At 65.1% G+C, this 18721-nt stretch carries 14 protein-coding genes; 7 read left to right on the top strand and 7 right to left on the bottom strand.

What is annotated here, in order from left to right:
* Positions 1-614 precede the first annotated feature (614 nt).
* From J3S89_RS13520 to J3S89_RS13495, 6 genes are all read right to left on the bottom strand, one after another.
* Positions 615-1271 carry an SGNH/GDSL hydrolase family protein gene (locus J3S89_RS13520; RefSeq protein ID WP_217928120.1) on the bottom strand — a complete coding sequence of 219 codons (657 nt, stop codon included), beginning with the start codon at positions 1269-1271 and terminating at the stop codon, positions 615-617.
* A 65-nt stretch (positions 1272-1336) separates the two neighbouring features.
* Positions 1337-2038 carry a serine O-acetyltransferase gene (locus J3S89_RS13515; protein WP_217928119.1) on the bottom strand — a complete coding sequence of 234 codons (702 nt, stop codon included), beginning with the start codon at positions 2036-2038 and terminating at the stop codon, positions 1337-1339.
* Positions 2039-2078: 40 nt separating this feature from the next.
* Positions 2079-2678: a UDP-4-amino-4,6-dideoxy-N-acetyl-beta-L-altrosamine N-acetyltransferase gene (gene pseH, locus J3S89_RS13510; RefSeq protein ID WP_217928118.1), complete on the bottom strand. Its 600-nt coding sequence runs from the start codon at positions 2676-2678 to the stop codon at positions 2079-2081.
* A 104-nt stretch (positions 2679-2782) separates the two neighbouring features.
* Positions 2783-3817, bottom strand: a complete 1035-nt coding sequence (pseG, locus tag J3S89_RS13505) for a UDP-2,4-diacetamido-2,4,6-trideoxy-beta-L-altropyranose hydrolase (RefSeq protein WP_217928117.1) — start codon at positions 3815-3817, stop codon at positions 2783-2785.
* Complete coding sequence (locus J3S89_RS13500) at positions 3814-7944, bottom strand: tetratricopeptide repeat protein (protein ID WP_217928116.1); 4131 nt, start codon at positions 7942-7944, stop codon at positions 3814-3816. Before J3S89_RS13500 ends, pseG begins: the two co-directional genes overlap by 4 nt.
* A gap of 280 nt (positions 7945-8224) precedes the next feature.
* A complete protein-coding gene (locus J3S89_RS13495; RefSeq protein WP_217928115.1) occupies positions 8225-9379 on the bottom strand; it encodes a polysaccharide biosynthesis/export family protein in 1155 nt (384 codons plus the stop codon).
* 292 nt (positions 9380-9671) lie between these two features.
* Between J3S89_RS13495 and J3S89_RS13490 the strand changes: the two genes are divergently transcribed.
* From J3S89_RS13490 to J3S89_RS13460, 7 genes are all read left to right on the top strand, one after another.
* Positions 9672-10604 (top strand): ATP-grasp domain-containing protein, encoded by a 933-nt coding sequence (locus tag J3S89_RS13490; RefSeq protein WP_217928114.1) that lies wholly within the window; start codon positions 9672-9674, stop codon positions 10602-10604.
* Positions 10605-10635: 31 nt separating this feature from the next.
* A complete protein-coding gene (locus J3S89_RS13485; RefSeq protein ID WP_217928113.1) occupies positions 10636-11685 on the top strand; it encodes an N-acetylneuraminate synthase family protein in 1050 nt (349 codons plus the stop codon).
* Between the two features lie 4 nt (positions 11686-11689).
* Positions 11690-12556, top strand: a complete 867-nt coding sequence (locus J3S89_RS13480) for an NAD-dependent epimerase/dehydratase family protein (protein ID WP_217928112.1) — start codon at positions 11690-11692, stop codon at positions 12554-12556.
* Positions 12546-13328 (top strand): 3'(2'),5'-bisphosphate nucleotidase CysQ family protein, encoded by a 783-nt coding sequence (locus tag J3S89_RS13475; protein ID WP_217928111.1) that lies wholly within the window; start codon positions 12546-12548, stop codon positions 13326-13328. The genes J3S89_RS13480 and J3S89_RS13475 overlap by 11 nt, the downstream gene beginning before the upstream one ends.
* Positions 13325-13996 carry a PIG-L deacetylase family protein gene (locus tag J3S89_RS13470; RefSeq protein WP_217928109.1) on the top strand — a complete coding sequence of 224 codons (672 nt, stop codon included), beginning with the start codon at positions 13325-13327 and terminating at the stop codon, positions 13994-13996. Before J3S89_RS13475 ends, J3S89_RS13470 begins: the two co-directional genes overlap by 4 nt.
* Before the next feature lie 285 nt (positions 13997-14281).
* Positions 14282-15265 carry a hypothetical protein gene (locus J3S89_RS13465; protein ID WP_217928108.1) on the top strand — a complete coding sequence of 328 codons (984 nt, stop codon included), beginning with the start codon at positions 14282-14284 and terminating at the stop codon, positions 15263-15265.
* Positions 15234-16574, top strand: coding sequence for a sialidase family protein (locus tag J3S89_RS13460; RefSeq protein ID WP_217928107.1), 1341 nt, complete (start codon positions 15234-15236; stop codon positions 16572-16574). The genes J3S89_RS13465 and J3S89_RS13460 overlap by 32 nt, the downstream gene beginning before the upstream one ends.
* Positions 16575-16596: 22 nt before the next feature.
* Here J3S89_RS13460 and J3S89_RS13455 read toward each other — a convergent pair whose 3' ends face one another.
* Positions 16597-18552 carry a tetratricopeptide repeat protein gene (locus tag J3S89_RS13455; RefSeq protein WP_217928106.1) on the bottom strand — a complete coding sequence of 652 codons (1956 nt, stop codon included), beginning with the start codon at positions 18550-18552 and terminating at the stop codon, positions 16597-16599.
* Between the last annotated feature and the right edge of the window lie 169 nt (positions 18553-18721).

The following is an 18721-nucleotide window of genomic DNA, read 5'->3' as shown; positions in this document are numbered from 1 at the left end:
GGGCATCTGGTGGCGCGAGAATACCGACCTTCGGTAGAATCCTGGGTCGACATAGTCGACCTTGGCGTGCAACTCGATGAATGGACCGTCGCTCTTGGCTTCGCTTCCCCCCGCGCCACGTCGTGAATACTCGTTAAAATTTATTTGTATGAATATACCCCTATTGATTGTATATGGCGTTTCGCCGATGAGATCGTTGTTGCGAATGACGTCCGCAGTCACCGGAGGCGCAGGATATTCTTCTTCGGCGCATATGCGACATCGTGCCACGATCATCGAATACTCGATCCGAGCGTCTCCTTCGGGATCATTCGGATTTCAACCCGTCCGTCCACTCGGCGGTGGAACTGGAACTGGCCACGGACGATCGGGCCGGCGTCTCGGTCTCTTCGGCCGAGGGCAGCGGCCTCTTGGATGGAGCGGCCGCTCGGCAGACGCCGGTTACCGACTCTGAAGTCACGTTCTGTCGAACGGATGTTCGTCGCCTCAGGGGCGGGATCCGCAAAGTTCTGTCGAGGCCGTTTCGCTTGCGGTCCCGTCGAGGTGCCCCTTCATATTCGAGGCGAGCGCTACGGCGTTGGAGCCGCAGCTCCATATGATGATTGTCTCAAATCTCATTTCAAAACCTTCTGCAGGATGTTGAAGAGTTCGTCGGCATACAGCTTGTGACCGAGCCGCGACAAATGGTGTCCGTCGAGATGAAGGATCTCCTCGTTCATCGCGCCGAACATCTTCTCCACGTCGAGGAAAATTCCGCGACCATCCAAGACGCGCCTCATGCAGTCGTTGTACTTCGTGACCTCGAGATTCTGATCAGGCTCTTTTTCGAGCATGGCCTTGGTGGTCGGCATGATGCCGATGACGATCATCGGGGGCTTCACCGCCTGTTTGTCACGAGCGTCGAGAATTTCGACGAGGTATTGTTCGAATTGTGTGACATCGCAGCGCTGTAGATTGGCTTCGGTTCGGCGCAGCCAACAATCGACGATACCGTGGTGCAAAATACAGACACTGGGCTCGAACCAAGAGACGAGGTCGAGTCGTTTGAGGTGTGCCAGATGGATGGTCGAGGCCCGTTGACCCAGATTGGTGACCTGCACTTCGGACGAGGTGAAGGCGTTCTTCAGTTTGGTCTGAAGCAGGTAGGGGTAGGTCGAACGGAATCTGAAAAAATACTCGGGTGATTCCGTCTCTTTCGCCGCGTGCCACGGGCGAGGGAAACTCAGAGAGTCCGTGCACATGACGATATGAAGAAACGAGTCGTACGCCATGGCGGGGTCCATCGTCTTTCTGGATTGGATTGAGATCGTAATGGGTTTCGCCGAATGAGCGTACCCTATTCGTGCGCGTCTAAAACTGAGGTGTGGAAGAAGGAGCGTTTCTCGAAACTCTCAGGAGAAATCGTTCGAACGACGAGATCGTCACGGCTTCCATTTACCACGGAGTAGGGAGGGATGTCCCGGTCGACGACCTGTGTTCCAGCTCCGATCACGGTGCATCTGCCGATGCGGCTGCGTCCAATGACCATGGCACCGGCGAAGAGGGTCACCTCGCGCTCGATGACCGGGAAGACCCCACGGCTGCTGCCGACCGTGCAGTTTTGGCAGAAGGTGAAGCCCGCGCCGATCTCGGCACGTCCGATGACCGCGCCGACGGGGTGGTCCAAGAAGAACGCCCAGGGCATCTCGACCCCGTGAAAGATGTCGAGTCCGTTGAGCGCCTTGTTGAGGTAGTATACCCGGTCGGCAAGGGATGTGTGTCCGTGAAGGGACAGATGATGGGACACGAAATAGAGAAATATGACGTATTGCCCGGAGTGAAACGGGTTGAAGTACGCAGATCCATCGCGTGAGTAGTATTTGTTTCGGCATGCGCGGAAGCAATCGGCCATGGACGGCACGCTGGATTCGATGGCCTCTTCCAACGCACCTCTTTCCGATGAATGGAATTCGAACAGATTACCCAACTGACGCGCCAGCAGGGTGACGATCCGCTCCATAGGAAGGGCGAGTTGCAGCTCTGATTCCATCATGCTCATCTGTCTTACCGAAGGCAGTGGAGGCTTCCCGTCTCGGAAATCAGTCGCTTTGGGAGGGCGCGAGATCGAGCCCCGGTACGATCGGCGGCGTCAGGCCCTTGGCGTGCATCCGGGAAATGATCTCCGGGCGCACGGCTTGCCACTCGTCGTCGAGGAGAGCGAGGCCGACGACGTTGTGCCACTCGTTGTTCTTATAGATGTGGCGCCTCAGCAAGCACTCCTGTTTGAACCCATGCCGCAAGTGAAGACGTGTCACGTTGTCGTTGAATTCGAGTACCTCGCAAGACAGTTTCTGATAACCGAGACCTCGAAATACATATTCTATGACGTAATACTCGACGAGACTTCCAATACCTTTGCCGCGCGCGGCGGGATTGGCGAGATAGAACATCCATGAGCAGCGGCGATTGTGATCGCTCTTGTCGTAGATACCGGCAACGCCCATCGGTACGCCGTCGAAATTGATGATCCAGTAACGGCGATCGTCGGCTACTATGACCCGCTCGATCCAGCGGACGTGCTCGTCCATGGCGATCGCGTGATCCGAATAGAGAAACTCGGCAACGGCAGGATCGTTTCTCCACTTCAGAACAAGCTCTGCGTGATCGAGCGAAATATCGATCAGTTCTAGTTGCTGCATGATGAGTGCCCTCTGTGCACGGCCCTGCGCCGTGCTTCGATAGAACTGAGAACGACTAGCCGATCCTGGCAGCTTTTACGGAAGGGTCGATTTGCGCGCTCAACCTAGTGAAGCTCCAGGGCCGACGCAACCCGTGAGACCCCGCCGCCGTCGATCAACGCCATGCCTGACAAGGCGGCGCTGCGCCGCCATTCTCGATCGGCGATGGTCTCGATCAAGGCGCGTGCCAGATCTTCGTCGTCGAGTTCGGGCGCGTAGCCGACGAGGCGGATCAACTGCGCTCGGGCGAGCCGATCCGAGAAGGCGAATTGATTGTCGGCGAGCGTGATCACCAACGACGGCTTGCCGAGATAGAAGCGCTCCCAAGTCGTGGTGCCGCCGGCGCCCAGACACAGGTCACAGTCGCGCAGCAGTCGATGGAAGTCGGGTGTGTCGACGTGGAAGTGGAAGCGGTCGTGGCCGTGCATCGCCTGCCGCAGAGTTTCGAGCCGAGGATTGGCGATGCTCGAAGTGACGTCGATATGAAGACTCGCGAAGACCGGATCCTTCAAGACGCCGACGGCGCGGAGCGTCATACCCGGTGGATCGTTGCCACCGAAGGAAACCAGCAGTCTGCGTACGTCATCGAGTGCAGGAGCGGGCGCCATCGCGCGAAACGCGGCGCGCAACAGCACGTAGTCTTGGCCGACCAGTCGACGGGTTCGCGCCGGGACGAGACCGTCGTAGACGGAGGCGTCCTCGGCACCGTGGCTCGCATCGACCAGCACGTCGCAATCGTGGGGACGGTCGGCGAGATCGTCGATCACCAGGACGTGGCGGGCGACGATTCGGATCGCTCGTTCGAAGGAGGCATCGAGACCGTAGTGATCGACGATGCACCAATCGAAGGGACCAGACGCGACGGCGGCGGTCTCCATGGCATCTCGGTCGCCGGTCGCGCGGCCGTCGTCGGTCGGTCGGAGTGCATGAACGTCGTGGCCGCGAGAGCGTAGCAGGTCGACCAAGTGACCCGGTTGAGCACGGCAGACGAAAGTGACCTGATGGCCGGCCCGAACGAGTTCTTCGGCCAAGGACGAGCAACGGTAGACATGGCCGGTGCCGATCGCCGACGAGGCGTCGGCACGAATGAGGATCTTCATCGCCCCCTCACCAATTGTTCGACTCTGGCCTTCAGGGCGGCGGCAATGGCCGCGCGGTCACCGTATCGCGTGGTGTCGTGATGCAGAATGGCGGGTTGGAAGCGATCGCGCTCGTCTCGGGTGATGCGCCAACGCTCGCTGTATTCCTTGGCCAGATTGAACGACCAGATGTCGGCCGTCCGGAACGCCCCGGCGACGTCGCGCTGAGTCACGCCCGGCACGATCACGGCGTCCAGTTCCACCGCCAGCGCCGCGATCGCCTCGAAGTCGTTGTAGAGATCGAAGGGCGGACGCACGAACCGGCCGCCGGCCAATTCCTGCGCGCGTTCGAACTCCTCGTCGATGACGTTGGGATGGAGATCGATGTAGACGGCGCCCTCGACTGCCAACAGATCCGCCATTTCCTCGACGTCGAAGAAGGCACCGGAAAAGCGATTGGCGCTGACGTAACTGGCGCGCCAGGAGATGCCGATCTTCGGTCCCTTCGGCAGCCCCGCCAGGAGCGCGCGAACCTCGGCGAGCCGTTCGGGGTCGGCGATCAACGGGCGCGGATCGCCGGCGGGCGCCGCATCGCCGAAGTGAGGATGAAGCAGGGTCGTGATCAGGGAATCGGCGGTGGCGATCCATCGCACGCGGGCCAGCTCCTTGCGCGGCACGAACACCGAAAAGCGGCGCGCCGCCTCCAGAGAGCCGGGCGCGAACCCACGGCGAAGCGCGTCGGGGATCTGGTCTCGGCGACGATGAAGCCGGCGACCGGACCAGGGATTGCCGATGAAGTCGGCCGAAGGGAAGTTGCGGCGGAAAATGCTCTCGAGGCGGGGATCGCCCACATGGACGAGATGGCCGAGATCTTCGCCGACCCGCCGCAGAATTGACCCGTAGAGCCGTACCTCGTCGCCGGGTCCGCCGCGCGCGATGACCATCATCGTTTCGCCGCTCGACGGCTCGCCGTGCCACATAGGGAGATCGCTGGGAAACACCGCGTCGATCGCCCCGAGAACCTCGCGAGCGAGTTCGAGGAAGCGGGGGAAGTCTCCCTTCTCCGCATAGAGGGCGGCGACCGACCACAGCAGACGCATCGGCAGCTTCTCGCCGTGGATCCGCGCGCCCTGCATGACGCGGTGGACATAGTGATCGGCCGATGTGGTGTCTCGTCGAGAGATGGCGCGTTCGACTCGCGACGACAGGGCGGCCGAACGGTCGGGCCAGATCCGTGCGGCCGCGGCGTCGAGACGGTCCGCCTCCTCCATGTCCTCGAGGCGGCGTGCGATGCGCGCGCCGAGGATGTAGCCACCCATGCGGGCCGGATCGATCTTCAGGCCGAGATGGACCAGACGGCGGGCTTCCTCGAAATCCTCGACCTCCGAGTGAATGCGAGCGGCGATCTGGAGAACACCCGGATTACGGGGAGCCGACTGCACGGCACGCCGCGCGAAGTCCCGAGCCTTGTCCATCTCGCCGATCGAGCGATACATGTCGGCGACTTCGATGACCCGCAGCCCGATCGGACGAATGCCGGCGGCGATGTCGTCCACCACCTTCACGGCGCCGGGAACGTCGCCGTCGAGGATGAGGGCGTCGTTCAGATAGCGCGCGAGATCGGTGTTGAGCGGTTCGAGAGCGAAGGCCCGTCGTGCCCAGTGAATCACTCCGTCGAGACGACCTTCTTCACCGGCCAGAAGCGACAGCCAGAAGGCGACTCGGGCTTCGAGCGAGGCCTCCGCTTGGGCCTCGAGCGAGATCTTCAGGTCGGGCAGAGTGCCCGAGCGTCGCACGGCCGTCGCCCAACGCATGCCGTTGACCACCGAGAGGGGGCGCTGCGCCAGAATGCCGGAATAGAGCCGTGCCGCCTCGGCCCAATCGCCCGCGGTTTCGGCCAGGCGTGCCAGTTCGGTCTGCGCGAGCGTGCGGGTGCCGGGGGCCTGAGCCGCCATGTGGAAGGCGATTTGGGCGCGGGCCGCATCGCCGGCGCCGAGGGCGGCGCGTCCCACCAGCATGGCGATGCGCTGGCCGCGGGAGGACGAGTCGAAGAACGGGGCGAGGCGCTCCGATGCCTCGTGCCACATCATCTTGCCGACCAGAATCGTACCCTCGAGGAAGGCGATGTCGGCGGGATGGTTGCGCCCCTGTCGACGCGCTTCGTCGGCCACTGCGCGCATGTCGTCCATCCTGTCGGCAAGGGACAGGAGCTGCATCAGGTGGCCGAGGTGGTTGAGGGTCGGGGCCTGCGCGTGGATCTTCTCGAACTCGGCGATTTCTTCCTCGAGCCGTCCCGAGCGGACGAGCAACGCCCGCAGGCGGGTGCCGGCCTGCGTGCTGCCGGAGCTTTGTGCCAGGCGCAGCGTCTTCAGAGCGGCATCGTTGAAACCCGCGAAGAGCTGCACCTCCGACAGAGCCACGGCGGCGGCGTCGCGGAGGCGCCCGGCAGCTTTGTCGACGGCGCGCGTGGCGATCTCCACCGCCTCTTCGTCGCGTTCTTGGACCAACAGAATGTCGGTCAGATCCTCGGATGCGGCGATCGCGAGAGCCGGATTGCTCTCGGCCATGAGCCGACGAAGGAGATGTTCGGCGGTGTCACTTTCGCCTCGAGCGAGGGCGCGACGCGCATCGACCAGGAGAAGCTGCAACGGACGCTCGTCGCTCTGCGTCGACGAGGGGGGCGGAGTGTCGTCGCTCTCCATGAGGGCGTCGATGACCGCTCCGTCGGTCGGATCGAACGTGGCGAGCTTCTCCGCGAAGACCATGGCGCGGTCGGAGAGGCCGAGCTTGAGAAGCGTGTCGACGGTCGGGCGCAGTACCTCGGGGGAGGCCCCGGGGCGCTCGGCCGCCGGCGCCACCAGAGCGAGGGCGACACGGTATTCGCCCGCGCTGGTGAAGCGACCGGCCAAGCCCACCACCACCTCGGACAGGTCGGCGAAGACAGTGCCGATCTGATCCAGCAGGGCCTGTGAGGCGCCGTGAACCTGGATCAGACGATTGAGATCGTAGATCGCGGCCTCGACGTCACCGTCGATCCGCGCCCGAAGCCGCAAGGCCGCAGGTTGGTCGGTCGGCGGTAGGCAGGCGGCGGCGAGATCGAGCACGTCGTCGACCAGATCGGCGCGACGCAGGAGGCGCGGCATCGACTCGGACGCTTCCTGCCGGACGACGCGACGCAATATATGGGCAGCACTCTCTCCGAGGCCCGACGACTGGGCCATGTCCCGCGCCAGTACGCCGACCTCGACATCGTCGATCAGGTCGAGGTCGCGAAGGCCGGTCTCGATCGGCGAGCGGGCCGTCGGCCGCATCTCCCGGAGATCGAGACGTGCCTGAACGGCGGTCCAGGACAAGCGACGGCGTGACGCCGACACGACGAAACGAGTGTCGGCCAAAGAGCGAATCAAGATCTCCACGGCACGCTCTCGTGTGATCCGTTCGGGCTCGGCGAGCGCGTCGTCCGCAGTTGCGGGGGAAGCCAGAAGAACCTGAAAGCCGGCCAGGGTCAGCGCCGAAGCGACCGCTTCGTCACAGGCGACGACGGTCGGCCCCGCGTTCCGGCGATGCGTCAGGTCATCGTAGGTCAAGGCCCCTTCGCGGCGCGCTCGCGTCATCGCGTCGAGAGCGAAGGGGCTGGTCATGGTGCGATGTTCGACCTGTTCGCTGCCCTCCCGACCCAGAGCCTTCAACCTGGATCGCGCGATCATCTCGTCGTGGCTCGCCTGCACACCGATGTGGGACGATCCGACGAAGACCACCTCGGGCGGATGTGGGGTCTGTATCACGTCCGGGGAGATGCCGAAGAGGTCGGCGAGCGCGGCCGCGTCGACGTCGAGGGGGTCGACGGTCCGCTCCGCCACGGTCGGCAACAACCAGAGGGCTTCGATGCCCTTCGGAACCGTGACGAGCGACAGGGGCGACAAGATCGCCACGCGGCCGAGTGAGGCGAGTTTCGGTGATCGGAGCGCGACCTGCTCGTAGGCATCGCGGGTTGCGAAGATCGGGCGGATACCGGGGCCGGCGGCTGCGATCAGCCGCAGAGTTTCGTAGGTGAAGCTGCCGCGGCGGGTCGCCCTGACGAAGATCAGGGGCTCGCCACGGAAAAAACCACCGACGGCATTCAGGACGGGGCCGGTCGCACCGAACACGCAATAGACCGACGTCCCTTTGGGGGGCAGTTTGAATTCGTCACGTCGCGGTATCGAAAAGAAGCGATGCGCGCGAATCGAATCGTCGAGAGCGCGCGTCCGGAACTTCCACTCGCTGAGGATGAGGCGCCACGACGACGAAAGGAGCTTTGCGCCCGGAAATTTCAAGTATCCACCCCCTGAAGCGAGGTCGTGAGGCTCGGCCGATGCTCGGTCGCGATCGGGCGTCACCGGAACGACCGCCGAGGCCGTTCGATCGACTTCGGCTCGAGACGTCGTATCAGTAGTTCGGGTCCACCGCCTGGATCGAACGAGCCGTCGAAGCGACGCCGCGCAACACCTGGACGAACTTGGTGAACTGAACGACCGGCGCGTTGGCGACATAGAGAATGTCGCGATTGCGCACCGTCATGCGGTTCGCCTGAAGGAAGCCACGGGCATCTGCGAAGCTGATTCGATAGACCACGGGAACCGGCTCGTTGCCGTTGAGGAGATGCGACTGGGGTCGCAGGCTGCGGACGATCGAAGCTCGCTCCCAACGGAACAGGAAGACGGCGGCGGTGTCGGCCGTGGCGTCGATGAGGCCGCCGGCCTTGCCGACCGCATCGGAGAGGCTGAGATTCTCGCGATCGATCGTGACCGAGGATTGGGCACTCACGGCGCCCAACGCGGTGAAGCTCTGCGGCTCGCGATAGACGTAGACCGTGTCGTTCGGGTAGAGGAAGATGTTCTCGCTCGGATTGCTCAGAAGCGTCGCCATGCGCACGACGCCGGAGCCCGAACCACGGGTCACTCGGACGAAGGTCTCGTGCGGCGGCGATTTGACGCCGCCGGCCTGGGCGATGACCTCGAGCAGGCGATCCCCCTTGAGATTGAGCGGCACGCGACCGCCGCCGGTCACGTCGCCGACCACGGTGACGGACTGCGAAGCGCTGTTCTGCAGAGTGACGATCGCCTGAGGTTGGATCGCCTTGCCCTCGAGCGCGGCTTCGATGGCGCGCGACACGCCGGAGGGCGTACGACCACGTGCCATGATTCGCCCGGCATAGGGCACGTCGATGCGGCCATCCCGGTCGACGACCTGAGGCGGCAGGACCAATTGTTTGGCGCCGCCACTGGTTCCACCCGCCGTCGGCGCTGCCGAAAACAGTCCACCCGACGCCGCTTCGAAGAGAGAGACGACGATAGTGTCGCCGATGCCGATCTTTTGCGCTGCACCAGGAGCGGAATTGCTCAGATGGCCGGCGAGACCGAGCGCGTGCACCTTGCCTAGGACGTCCACGACTTGGGCGTCGACATCGATCACTTCATAACCGGACGTGTCCTCCTGCTCCGCTGCTGTGGTGATCTGGACAGCGGTCGGACCGGACGAAGGAAGATTGGAGCAGCCGGCGAGTGCTACGCAGAGGGTCGTCAGAATCGCTTTGTAAGACATGAAGCGTCGGTCTCGAATCTTGAGCGTCTCTAAACCACTAGCCGGCGAACTCGTTTACTTCGAGTTAACCAGCCGGGTCCCTTGCACGGCACAGGCCGCGAACTCCATAGCACAGGGGGCGCGCGAGACGAAACCGCGTGAGATCGCCACGTCGGTTTCTCGTTCGGGTGTGGCGGTCGTGCCGCGACGGCGGGTTTCTCCGAATATCGGCGGTGGCAATGAGGCGGGTTTTATGGTTCAAATCGCCGCGAGATCGACACGCCAGTTGATGTTTTTCCGGGGGTTCGGGTTCATGGATCGGAAGAAGGTGATGTTCACGGGCGGAGGCGGCGCGGCGGCGGAAGCCATCCGGCGCCTGTGGGCGGACCGTTACGATCTCTACTTCGCCGACGCCGATGTCGGCGCAATCGATGCTTCGATTCCCGAATCCGCGCGGGTGGCAATTCCCTTCGCGCGGGACCCGTCTTTCGTTCCGACCATGATCGAGACGGTCCGCCGGCTCGATATCGACGTTCTGGTGCCGGGCGTCGACGAGGAGTTGTCGCCATTGGCGGAGGCTCGCGACGCCTTTGCGCCATGCCTCGTTCTCGGTCCGCCGGCCGACTTCGTCGCCGCACATCTCGACAAACGGGTATCGATGGATTTGCTGCACCGCGCCGGCTTGACCGCGCCGCAAACGGTTCCGTTGAGTGCGGCGACGAGCCTCTCCGCGCCTTTCGTCGCCAAGCCGCGCTCTGGGCGCGGGTCGCGCGGCGTAGCGGTCCTGGCCACTGCCGACCACATCCCGGCCTATCTCACCTTGAACGGCTTCGCCGCCGAGAACGTGATCGCGCAGGAGCGGATCGTCGGGCAGGAATTCACGGTTTTCGTGGCGGTCGACGCCGCGGGTGTTCTGCGCGCGGTCGCTCCCGTCAAGGTCCTGATCAAGCGGGGGATCACCATCGCCGCCGAAATCGACCCGGATCCCGTGGTGATCGACTACGTGAAACGGTTCCATGCCGCCTATCCGACACCGGGCATCTACAATGTGCAGCTGATGCTGCGCGACGGCGTCGCCTATCCCTTCGAGATCAACCCGCGCGTCTCCACCACCTTTTGTCTGGTGATCGCGACCGGCTACGATCCGATCGCCGATTTCGCGCGTACGGACGAGCGGCCGATGTTCGTGCCGCGCCAGCGCCACACTCTTCGGCGCAACTGGTTCAACAACATCGGCGTCCAATGAGTGGTGGCTCGCCAGGGGCAGACGAGGACTCATGTCGAAGCACTTCGGACAGCAGATCACGATCGGCGGGCGGCCCGTCGGTGACGGCGCTCCCTGCTACGTCATCGCGGAGATCGGCTCCAACCACAATCAGGACTTCGACCTCGCCCGGCGGATGATCGACGCCGCGGCGCAGGCTGGTGCCGACGCGGTCAAGTTCCAGACCTTCAAGGCGGAGGCGCACGTCTCCAAACACGCCGAATCGGCGAGCTACCTGGCCGAACGCGACATTCATTCGTTGATTCGCTCGCTCGAGCTCGATCGCACCTGGCAGGCGCCGCTTCAGGCCCATGCCGAGGCGCAGAACGTCCAGTTCTTCTCTTCACCCTGCGACGCCGAAGCCGTCGCCCAACTCGTGGCACTCGGCGCGCCGGCTCACAAGGTCGCCTCCTTCGATCTGCCGGATACCGACCTCATCCGCCTCATCGCTCGATCCGGGGTACCCGTGATCCTGTCGACCGGCCTCGCCGATTGGATGGACATTCATCGCGGCATCGAGGCCTCGCGCTCCGAGGGCAACGACCAGCTCGTGGTCCTCCAGTGCACCTCGCTCTATCCCGCGCCGGTGCATCTCTCCAATCTGGAAGCGATGGCGACGATCCGCCATGCCTTCGGCGTGCTGACCGGCTACTCCGACCATACGATGGGCGACACCGTCTCCTGCGCCGCCGTGGCGCGGGGCGCCTGTATGATCGAGAAGCACTTCACCCTCGATCGCACCCTGCCGGGCCCCGATCACGCCTTCGCCATGGAGCCGCACGAGTTCGCCGAGATGATGCGTCGGATCCGCGAGATCGAATCGGCGATCGGCGACGGCGCGAAGACCGGACCGCGTCCCGAGGAAATGGAGATGGCCGAAAAGGGGCGCCGCAGTCTTCATGCGCGCGACGACATTCCGGCCGGAACCAGGCTGACCGCGGACATGTTGGTGGTCAAGCGCCCCGGCCACGGCATTCCGGTCCATCTGCGCGACCATCTCGTCGGTCGTACCACACGCGTCGAGATCCCGCGCGACGCTTGGGTCACGTGGGACATGGTGTGAGACGATGAGCAATCCCAAGGTCCTCGTCACGGGTGCGGCGGGTTATCTCGGCCGCGCGCTGCGCGCTGCTCTGGCACGGCGTGGCATCGCGGCGGTCGGTTGCGACGTCGCCGCGAGCGGAGATCTCCTCGGAGTCGATCTCGCCGATGCCGATGCCGCGACTCGACTCTTCGCCGAAGTGTGCCCCGACGTCGTGATCCACGCGGCGGCGATCCTCCCGCGGAGTGCCGGTGACTATGGTGACGATGCGCAGGCCGATCTCAATCTGGCGATGCTGCGATCGGTGGCCGATGCCGGGTCGGCCCGTATGGTGTTCGTCTCGTCGATGACCGTCTACGGCGAGCCGGTTCGCAATCCGGTGAGGGAGAGCGACGCGGCCCCGCTGTCGTCCTATGCCCGGAGCAAATATCGCGGTGAGGGCCATCTCGCCGAGATCGGCCGCGATCACGTCGCGCCGCGCCTGCCGGGGCTGTTCGGCCTGCCGCGCCGCAATGGACTGATCGGCAACGTCCTGCGTGCGGCTCTCTGCGGAGATACGCCGACGCTTCCGGCCGATCCGGTGGTGTGGTCGGCGATGCACGTCGAGGATGCGGCCGAAGTCGTCGTTCGGTTGGCGTTGACCGAGGTGGCGCAGGGACCGATCAGTGTCGGATATCCCGGTGTGTTGTCGATCGATCGGTTCGTCGCACTCGCCGAGCAACTTTCCGGGCGGGATTTACCGCGTGGAGCGGCCCAGCCCGATTTCGAATTGGATCTCGGTCTCGCCGCCCGTTTCGACGCCATACCCGAGGCCACCTTCGAGAGCCGCGTTCGGGACTTCGCGCGGGCACTCGCGAATGAACGACAGAGCGAGGCGAACCATGACCGCTGACGTCGAAGCCGTCGTCGATTTGTGTCGGCGGGCAGGTGCCAAATTGATGGCTTGGCGCGGCGACGCGAATGCCGCCGCCGAATATCCGGGGCGACCGGGCAAGATCAACGCCGACATCGAACTGCACGAGATGATGTGCACGGATCTGGCGGCGATCGCGCCGGGGATCCCGGTGATCAGTGAGGAGGACCTCGATCACGAGGATCGGCGGCCGTCGCGCTACTGGATCATCGATCCGATCGACGGAACGGCCAGTTGGAAGGGTGGTTTCGCCGGTTTCGTGGTTCAGGCGGCGCTCGTCGTCGACGACGTTCCGATCGCCGGAGTGATCCACGGGCCGGCGCTCGACGTCACCTACGTCGCCGAGCGTGGTCGCGGCGCGACCCGCAACGGTGTCGCCCTGCCGCGCCTGTCTCCGAGTGGACGTCTGGTCGTCGTCGACAATTATCCGCAGCCCAAGCGTGCCGCTGCGCTGATGATGGCTGGATTGCCGGGCGCGACCTATCTCGAGAGCGGCAGTCTCGGTCTCAAGGCGGCACTCGTCGCCGACGGCACCGCCGATCTCTTCGTCAAGGACGTGATCGTTCGCGACTGGGACATGGCGCCGGCCGCGGTCGTCGCCGCCGAAACCGGCGCCGTCATGGAATGCGTGCCCGGGGGGCCCTATGCCCTTTCCGGCTCGATCGAAAAGCCCGAGGGCGTGATCGTGGCGCGCGACGCGGATCTCGCCGCGCGAGCGCGGGCCGTCCTCGCGGGGAGGGAGCAGGCATGAGCCGGCTGGTCTTGGTCATCGCCGCCCACGCCGACGACGAGGCACTCGGCTGCGCCGGAACGCTCGCGCGCCATGCCGCCGCCGGCGATCGCGTCGAGATTCTGTTCCTCACCGACGGCGTCGGCGCGCGCGGATCGGCCGATGCGGCGGCGCTCGCGCGGCGCGCCATGGCCGAGCGCGCCGCCGAGATTCTCGGCGCTGCGCCGCCGACGTTCCTCGATTTTCCCGACAACGAGATGGATGGGCTGCCGCTCCTGCGGATCGTTCAGGGTGTCGAGGGCTGGGTCGCCGGTCGCCGACCCGACGTGGTCTATACCCATCACCTCGGCGATCTCAACGTCGATCACCGGGTCGCGGCGGCGGCGGCGCTCACCTGCTTTCGGCCTCAGCCCGGACGTGCCGGTCCGACCATCCTGTCCTTCGAAGTTCCGTCCTCGACCGAATGGCAGGCCCCCGGCGTGGCGCCCGTCTTCATGCCGAACTGGTTCGAGGACATCGGTGACTTCGTCGGGGCCAAACGTCGCGCCCTCGAGGCTTATGCCGAGGAGATGCGGCCGGTGCCTCATGCTCGAGCGATCGACTCGGTGATGGCTCTGGCGCAATGGCGTGGCGCCAGCGTCGGTGTGGCCGCCGCCGAAGCCTTCGTGTTGCTCCGACGGATCGGGTGATCCACCCGGCGAGGTGACGCGGTGAGCGAGACCGGCCATCCCTGGCTCTACGCGCCCTGGCTGCGCGAACACGGCGATGCCCTGATCGCCGGTATCGCCGCGACCGGGCTGGTTTCCTTCGCCCCCGTTTCCCTCTTTCCCGCCGAAGATCCGCAGACCCGTCACCATGTGGCGTTGTTCTCCCGGTTGAAGCCGGACGCCTATCGGCGTGCGGTGCGGCGGCGCCTGCTCGTGGCGACCGATCGCGCGGCCGGTCTGGTCGTGACCTTCGATTGGGCGCCGGCGATGCGGATCCTGGTCGAGACGGCGCGTGAGATCGGTCTGCCGACCGTGCTGGTGCCCCACGAGGGTGTCTTCTTCGATCGCGATCTCTACTACGGTGGCGCCGGCGTCGTACCTGCGACCGATCGCGTCCTGGGCTGGGGGGGGCTGCATCGCGACATCTTCGTGTCGCGCGGCTACGATCCGGCGCGTATTTCGCTGGTCGGATCGCACAAACTGGTGATGGCGCGCAGCTATCGCGCGGCGCTGACGCCTCGGGAATGGCGCGAGCGCCTCGGCCTGGCTGGCGATGGCGGCGTCGTGGTCTTCGCGGTGCAACCGCTCGACAATGTCGCCGATCCGGTGGCCGCGCGCGCCAGTCAGCGCACGGCCATCGTCGAAGTCGCGGCCGCGGCGGCGGCGGCCGGACTCGCGCTCGTGGTCCGTCCTCCTCCGGCCACCGTGCCCGATCTCCTGCCCGATCCGGTTCCGGTCGGGGCCGTTTTGGCCGCGCCTGGCCCCGATCTCGCTGTTCAGGCGCACGAGACCATCGCTCAGGCCTCGGTGGTGGTGTCGATCGGCAGCACGATGCTCATCGAAGCGGCGACCATGGGGCGTCCGGCCTTGGCGTTGGCCTATGGTGGCCTACGGTCGGGGTTCGCCGACTTCGGGCTGCCGCTGATCGAAGACGGTGCGAGCCTGCGAGCGGCGCTTGAGGCGATCGGCCGAGGCGAGGTGGAGCGGTTCAAGGTGACGGCGACCTTCGCCGAGGCCTTCGGTCTGTCCGAAACGGGCGTCCGGCCGGCGGACCTGATAGCGGCCGGCCTCGTCGAAATCGCCGGCGACGTCGATCTGGCGGGGCTGCGGGGGGCGCCGTCGCGCCGACGCGATGCGATCGATCGCTTCCTCGCCTTCGAGCGGTTGGGATTGCCACCGAAACTGCGCAAGTTGATTCTGCGCCCCGACGCCTTCTTTCGTGATCTCGCCTTTTTCGGACGCGATCGTTGACCGCATCGAATCCGACGCTTGTGCGACGGACGAGGACGACGGTCGCGAGGAGAATGCGTCGATGACGGTGGTGGTTCGGGCGACTCACGCGAGGGGCTTCGGCGCCGGTCTGTGTATCCTCCTTTCGCTGTTCGCCGGACCGCGGGCGTGGGCCGAGACGCCGGCTTTCGACTGGACGGCCTATGCTCGTCGTCCGCTGGCGGCTCCAGCGCGCGAAACCGACGTTCGAAATCTCGACCTGCCGAGCCGGCGGCTGTCGACGCGGGGTTACACGCATTTCTCCTCGATGAGCGAAACGCCGGACGGGAATCTCCACCTGTTCTCCTATTTCGGCCAACAGCACCAGGGCGGGCGGGAGAGCGCGGTCGTTCATCGCGTTTCGCCGGATCATGGTGCCACTTGGTCGGCGCCGCGTCCCATTCTCGACGGCTTCCGCCACGGTCTCGACTGGCGCATCGGCGCGACCGGGGCGACGGCGACAGGGCGGCTGATCGTGACGGCGGTGCGTTCGGATCTGTCGTCGCGGAGGGGCGCCGTTCTCGGAGCGACCCATTCGGACGACGGGGGACGTACCTGGAGCGCGTTCGCGCCGCTCGTCCAGTCGCCCCCCAGTCCGTTCGACGGCGGCCGCAGCCAGATGTTGCCTTTCGGTCAGATCAAGACCACCCCCTCCGGCCGCCTGTTGATGATGAGCAACCTCGGGCGGTTCAATTTTCTTCTGTCGAGCGACGATGACGGGGCGACGTGGCAGCGGTCCGTGGTGGTCGAGTCCGAGACGCCCGACTACAGCGAAATGGCGGTCCAGCCGATCGACGAGGGCAATTGGGTCGCGGTGTCGCGGATCGATCGTGCCAAGTCGTCGATGGCACAGTTCGTGACCCATGACGCGGGGCGCTCATGGACCCTGCTCGGCGGCTTGGACATGCCGGTTCGCGGCGGTTACGTGGCTCCGACACTCAACTTGGTCGAGGGCGATGAAGGGCCGGTCGTGGTGCTCGGGTTGACGGATAGGACCACCGGCCGAGCGGTCCTAAGGACGGTCCGGGCCGCGGATGCGCTGGCCAGCGCAAGGCGGTGGAGTGGACCACGTTACATCGCCGAGGGGCTGATCGTGCGGTCCGGTTATCAGACGGGAGTGGTGGACACCGTCTGTGATCGAATGGTCATCGCCGATCACCGAGAGGTGTCCGAGTTCGACACGGCGCTCGACGTCTCCCTGGTCCCGCTGCCGGAGATCGTTCCGAACCGCCTTCGACCTCGGCATCCCTCGGCTTGCCCCACGTTCCGAACGGGTGCTCCTGCGCCATAGGCAGGCTACGCGACCGCCTCACTCAGGCGGTGCGTCGGTTCTCCGGTCCCTGCTCGAGAGCCCAGCGGTAGCGATTCTCGTAACGTTCGAGCCCCTTCTCGAGCCAGTCCTCGTAACTCTGGTCCAGAGTCGGCGGCGTCAGCGGGTCGAGCACCAGATGGATTTTCATTCCAGTGAAGACGGCCATGTAGACATGCGCCGGCCGACCGGCCTCGAAGGCGATTCGATAAGGGTCTTCGACCAGACGCGTCGGTACCTCATCGACGCTGATGCGACGGGCCATGGTGCCGATGCCGCCGTCGCCGTTGATCAGCAGATCCGTGCCGGCCTCGAGAAGACCGACGAGTTCCTCGGTCGCCATCGACGGATAGTCGGTGCGCCCGTCGATGGTGTTGCGCGGAGAAGAGAGGATCATCTCGTCGTTGGCGGTGATGGTCCGATAGGGACGGCGGCTGCGGATCAGGGCTCCGAGAGCGCCATGGCCCGCCCCGACGGCCGTGCCGATGAGAACGGAACCGGGCGACACCACGTCGCCGTGTTCGATCCAGTCGAATCCATCGGTGAAACGGGCGATTTCCGCGAATTGGAACGGGCGGAACAAGACCCAGTTGTTGATGAGATCACAGATCTGGCGACCCCACAGGAAGCGGCGTTCGTCCGGCCATTCCGACCGATCGGGGAGCAGACCCTGGGCGATGCGGCGAACGTCGGCGTTGGCATGAGGCAGACCGAGGCGGCGTTCGATCAGGTGCAGACCGTCGATGAAGCTGGGGGGTAGGGAGACCCGCATCGAGCGCGAGACTGCCGCGAAGGCGGTTTCGGCATCCTGCTTCTGGCCCTGACGGCGCAGCAGAACCGCGAGTTGGCGCTGGGCACTCGAGTGGTGCGGATCGATCGCCAAGACTTTGCTCAGAACGATCTTGGCGTCCTCGAAGGCATGGTCTACCTGGAGAGCGCGAGCCTGGCGCAACAGCGCTCCCAACTCGCTCTGCGGCGACGCCGGCGCGGTGGGCACCGTCGTCGTCACAGGGGCCTGCGTCGGTTCCTGCGGGGGCGTGACGGGGGCCCTCACCGGTTCGGCGCGGGCGGATTCCATGTCCTCGTCGACGTCGGGCGCCGACATCGCCGCGCCCGCGTCCGCAACCTCGGGCGTCGCTTCGGTGGGCGGCTGCGCGGGCGGTTCGACCACGAGTTCAGACAGCCTCCTCGCGGCGTCCGTCTGTGTCGGGTCGAGTTCGAGCACGCGGCGATAGAGTCGGATCGCCTTCGCTTCGTCGCGGTCTTCGGACAACTGGGCGAGTTGCGAGAGGCGGAGGATGTCGTCGGGACGCGCCGCGACCAATCTTTCGAGGAGCTCGTAGGCCTCGGCTTGCCGGTCGAGCGCCATGAGGACTTCGAGGCGTCGGGCGAGCGCCTCGGTCTCGTCGTCCATCAGCGCGGCGGCGCGGTCGAAAGCGACCTCGGCCACCGCGAGATTTCCCAGAGAGACCAGAAGCTCGCCGCACTTCAGCCAGAGCGAGCCGTCGTTCGGTCGCGCTTTGGCACCCTTGAGGACGATGGCGGCGGCTTCACGTTGGCGCCCCGCCTCCTGATAGAGCCCGGCCAACTCGTATGCGGCTCCCGGGTAGGCGGGGTCGCGCTCGAACACCGAAAGCAACGCGCCTTCAGCCTCGGCGGTTCGTCCGAGACGAAGCTCCAGCTTCGCGGACCACATGATCCATCTCAGATTGTCCGTGGTGCGTCGGGTCAGGACGTCGAGAACGACCAGTGCATCTTCGAGTCGATCACTCCGCTCGCAGATTTCGACCAACCCCGTCTGCGCACGTTCGTCGGTCGGGTCGTGTTCGAGGCGAGCCAGATAGATTTCTTCCGCCGTTCGAAAATCACCGCGGCCGATGGCTTCCACCGCGCGCTCGAGTGAGCTCTCGCCACGCGCGCTCGTGCCGGCGTTGATGGGGCGTTCCGATACAGTCTGCATGACCTTCTCTTCCTGCGGCTCGCGATCGACGTCTGCGGGGCGAGATTCAGGGAGGCATATCGAGCACACCGCCGACCAGATACGCAAGAGCGAGTCGAATCGACGACCGCGAGATTCGCCTCATACACGTCCAGCATACTGCGGTTTGCGTTCGAGCAGCACCTCCGTC

Source organism: Pinisolibacter aquiterrae (assembly GCF_019160155.1).
GTDB classification, from domain to species: Bacteria; Pseudomonadota; Alphaproteobacteria; order Rhizobiales; family Ancalomicrobiaceae; genus Pinisolibacter; species Pinisolibacter aquiterrae.
Note: the sequence above shows the minus strand (reverse complement) of the source record. Positions and strands in the feature narration are given on the sequence as shown.